This is a genomic window from Frisingicoccus sp. (assembly GCA_016298055.1).
Classification (GTDB): Bacteria; Bacillota; Clostridia; order Lachnospirales; family Lachnospiraceae; genus Frisingicoccus.
In genome coordinates, this window is the sequence record JAEDDO010000217.1 from 1 (window position 1) to 2,854 (window position 2,854).

Annotated in this window: 4 protein-coding genes; all 4 read right to left on the minus strand. The window is 41.0% G+C overall.

From position 1 onward, the window contains the following. The coding region (locus QZZ35_RS10735; RefSeq protein ID WP_291237399.1) for an arsenic efflux protein at positions 1-350 on the minus strand (350 nt) is incomplete at its 3' end. Between the two features lie 42 nt (positions 351-392). After that, positions 393-653 carry a barstar family protein gene (locus QZZ35_RS10740; RefSeq protein ID WP_291237400.1) on the minus strand — a complete coding sequence of 87 codons (261 nt, stop codon included), beginning with the start codon at positions 651-653 and terminating at the stop codon, positions 393-395. A 5-nt stretch (positions 654-658) separates the two neighbouring features. Beyond that, on the minus strand, positions 659-1,147 hold the full coding sequence (locus QZZ35_RS10745) for a ribonuclease domain-containing protein (protein WP_291237401.1): 489 nt from the start codon (positions 1,145-1,147) through the stop codon (positions 659-661). A 14-nt stretch (positions 1,148-1,161) separates the two neighbouring features. Continuing rightward, a partial coding sequence (locus QZZ35_RS10750) for a GGDEF and EAL domain-containing protein (protein ID WP_291237402.1) occupies positions 1,162-2,854 on the minus strand: 1,693 nt, incomplete at its 5' end.

The window sequence follows — 2,854 nt, forward strand, 5'->3', positions numbered from 1 at the left end:
TTCATACAAAGTATCGAAAGTATCACATTGACTGAAACCTTCTGAGAAATGAATATCGGAAGCATCTCATCGGAAGTAGAAAGGAAAATAGCAATCAAAGTTCCTCTTGTAATGACTCTGCCCGCATAAAGACTGGCCGCTGCTGCTGAAAATCCACACTGAGGAAACACACCGGCAAGAGCCCCGATCAACGGACCGAATTTTCCGGATCTTCCCACCATTCGGCTTGTATGAGCACTCATTTTATGCTCGATATATTCCATAATAATATAAGTGATCAGTAAAAAAGGCAAAAGTCCTAAACTTTCTTCCAGCGTATGCTCCAACGTATGCATGATAATCTCGTACATGTAAACCTCTTTTCAAGTTCGACAATATGCAACTTTTTTATCTTATCTCATAGCTGTTCCATTTGTCAAGACAATAATGAGGTCTTTATTCTCATTAACAGCATCTAAAAAAACGGTTTTTATCCTTTCATCCATCCATTCACTGTCATAAATCCGTATTTCTTCCTCCGATGACCACTCAGTAAGTGCATCAAAAAGTGCATCCAGATTACATCCATAGTCTTCCATAAAATGAAGCTTTTCCTTCATATATAAATGTCCTTCTTCACATCGCTGCAAACGTCTGCCGTCCAGTTCAATCATAGGATCTATTCCTCCCCATAGAGAAGTTCAAAACTTTTATAATGATCTTCGGTATAATAAACGGCGCCCTCATTTGAAAATACAATGCGCTTTGCTCCTCTCTGATCGGCTCCCATTGTATCAATATCACATTCTTTATAAGTCACACCGTCTTCCTCCGGCAAAATTCCTTCATAATTTCCGAACCGATCTCCGCCGATGGATTTACCCGGTGCATAGGGCTCCAGGGAACCCCCTTCCCATCCGAGTGCTTTTGCTTCTTTTTTTGTTATAAAATTTTCAGGCAGCTTTCCATATAAATGAATATAGAGAGCCACATCCTCTTTGGATGTGTAAACGCCATCTTCCGCAAGCATTTCGGTAATGGTTTCCGTCTCGGTTTCATACAAAACCTGAGAGGTCTGCGCCGTATCAAGTATCTGGCTGCATCCTCCGATGATGGTCATGCAGACCATCCACACAGCCAGAAGCCAATAACGTATATATTTTTTCATAGTGTCCTCCTTAGTTAACATCCTTTAATCTGTTTTTGTATTTTTTCTGATATCTCTTGTGCCTTTGCAGATGGTTTTCCAAGGTAATTACCCTGCATATAATCTACACCCAGATCAATGACTGTCCTCATATCCTCTGCATTTTCAATACCCTCAGCAATGACACGAATGCCTTTTGGCTTTGCGTAGGATAAAAGATTCTTAAGCAGACGCTTTTTATCCTCATCCATATATATTCCCCGAATCAGTGCCTGATCCACTTTAACATAATTCGGCTGCATTGCCAGTAAGATTTCTTCCGTACTGTATCCGCTTCCGAAATCATCCAATGCAATCTCCACATGATTCTGACGACATATATACTGCTTTTCTATCAATATATCCCGATGAATCGGCTCATTCTCAATCATCTCCACAACAAGCCGTTCCTGGCAGTCCGGGTATTTGCTCAATAATTGTTCGATAATTTCATTAGATAAAACCTGATTCGGAATCGAATTGACAAATAATTTTGCATTTTCAAAAGCTGAACGCTGTCGGTGACAGTGGGCAAAAGCCATTTCAAAGGTCAAAACTTCAATTTCCGCAAGTCTGGCCTGATCCGAAGCTATCCGGATAACATCCGAAACTGTGGTAATCGTCTTTGACGTTGGACGCATCAATGCCTCATAAGCAAAGACTTCCCCGTCTTTTGCAGATACGATTGGCTGGAAATAATAAGTAACCTGTCTTTCGGCAATAAGCTTATCCAATGCTTCAACACCTGTCAGAAGCATACTGTCCTGATTATACCTGTCTCGATTAAATATTTTAAAGAATCCTTTATTGCTTGTCTTTGTATCATACATGGCAAAATCGGCACATTTTTTTAATTCTTCCGGATTTTTTCCATTTCTCGGATAAAAGGCCACACCGCCGGAAGCCTTCAGGGCAATCGTGTCCCCATCCGGAGTGCTGATTTTCGTATCCCGAAGTTTGCGCCGGATATTGTCCATAACATCTAAAATTTCCTCTTCAGCAGAACACTCCGGAATAAAAGCCAGGAATTCATCTCCGGATATTCTTGACACAAGGGCCTGCGGATATCGTTCCGACAAACTCTGAAAAATCACTGCCGCTTTCCGGATATAGGCGTCCCCGTAATCATGTCCATAGGAATCATTCATATATTTCAGATTATCCAGATCCCACATGATCATAGCTCCACATGTCATATATGGATGATATTTAAAATATTCTTCCACCTTCCTGTCAAAGGCACGACGATTCAGCAGATTGGTCAGACTGTCATAATCTCTCTCATGCTCAATTTTCTGTTTTTCCAGCACGATTTCTGTCTGATCAAGCACAATAATAAAGATTTTACCCTCACTATGCCAGGATTCCACATGAATCCACCGTTTTTCTTCTCCCGCATCCATTTCATATTCAATCTCACAGTTCTTTTCAAGGACCTGTCCAAGCCCGGCTTTAATCAGAAAATTCTCAAAATATTCCCGGCTCATTCTTCCCTCATCATACTCGGATTCATCCATCTGAAGCAGAGGAACAATTTTCCCGACACAATAAATACGATTTTCATTCGCTGTGTATTCCACAGCCCCCATAGACAACTGCATCAATTGAATAATACGGGACAGTCTGGATGTATTTTCCCTTATACTTGCATCCATGCTGCAGATAGCATCCCGAAGTTCATCAATCTCA